The sequence below is a fragment of the Sphingomonas sp. 37zxx genome, from assembly GCF_000786205.1.
GTDB lineage: Bacteria > Pseudomonadota > Alphaproteobacteria > Sphingomonadales > Sphingomonadaceae > Sphingomonas.
The window spans coordinates 1-1,309 of the sequence record NZ_JROH01000104.1; the positions used below are offsets into that span (position 1 = coordinate 1).

1 protein-coding gene is annotated in these 1,309 nt (G+C 63.0%); it reads right to left on the reverse strand.

Features of this window, described 5'->3' with window-relative positions:
- Nucleotides 1–1,187, reverse strand: a 1,187-nt coding sequence (locus QU44_RS16935) for an IS1380 family transposase (RefSeq protein WP_033923586.1), incomplete at its 3' end; no start/stop codon positions are given.
- Between the last annotated feature and the right edge of the window lie 122 nt (nt 1,188–1,309).

The following is a 1,309-nucleotide window of genomic DNA, read 5'->3' on the forward strand; positions in this document are numbered from 1 at the left end:
GCGGCGGCGGGTACGGTCTGGCGCAGCTTCCACATCAGCCAATATGCGGCGGTGTGGAGAATGAGGCGCATCTGGTTGGCATTGGCCGATCGGCACGAGGTGCGGTCGCTCTTCAACTGGGTCTTGTGGAGTTTGATGAGGTTTTCGGCCTGGCCACGAGCACAATAGAGCGTGTCGTAGATGTGCTCGGCGCTACCATGCTCGATCGAGGTGACGACGAAGCGGATATCGAGGCCCATAGTGCTGGCTTCGATCCGTGCAGCGACCCTGCGTTTGGTCGGCCCCCAGGATTTGGCGGCGTAGCGGGTCTCGGCATAGCGGCGCAGCACGCCCAATCCCTGCAGCGCCCGGTCGGTGGCACAGGCATCGCCGCGATTGACGATGACGGGATCGGCATGGAGTGCCTTGTTGCCGGGCAGGCCGAACACATAGTCTATGCCGTTCGTCTCGCACCACGCCATGATTTCGGGGCGGCCGTAATGGCCATCGCCGCGTAGCGTGATGCGGGTATCGGGCCAGTGGCGGCGGATGCGCCGGATCAGCCGACGGACATGGCCTGCCGTCTCGACCCCCGACGGGCTCTTGCCGGTGCGCAGCAGCATCGCCACCGGACGGCCGGTCGCTGTGTCATAAGCATGGATCGGCAGGAAGCAGCGCTCGCCATAATGGCCGTTCCAGAAGGAGAGTTGCTGGCCGCCATGGACGACATCGACCGTCTCATCGATATCGAGCGTCACAGCGACCGGCGGCGTGGGATAGCTCGCGCAGTAGAGATCGACGAGCGCGCCTGTCAGCCGCACCAGTTCTCGCGTCGTCGGCGCATTCTCCCAGCGGCTCATCGTTGGCTGGCTTGCCAGGCCGATCACGCCACCGGGCAGTTTGCCGAGCGCCAGCTTGAACCCCGGATCGTGACGCAAACTGTCGAGATCATCGGCATCCTCATAGCCGCAGGCGATCGCCAGCATGCGAGCGCGCAGGATGTCGCCGAGCTCGTGGACGACGCGGCTCTGGTCGCGAGGATCGGCAATGCAGGCGACAAGCCGTTCCGCAATGCCAAGCTGTCGCTCCGCCTGCGCCAGCAGCAATACACCACCATCGGATGTCAGTCTCCCACCGTCGAAGGCGGCGGTCATTTTCTTGCGGCAAATCGCTGGGAATGAGAAACCGAGGGGGCTATCAACTGCCATGGCGGTCGTGGCACTTTCTGTCCGGCGTAGAGGGATGATTTAAGCACCCTTTCTCTATTCCAGATCAGTAACTTACGCTACATCTGCCAACCACATCCCATGCCGCCGGTGAATAAGACGGG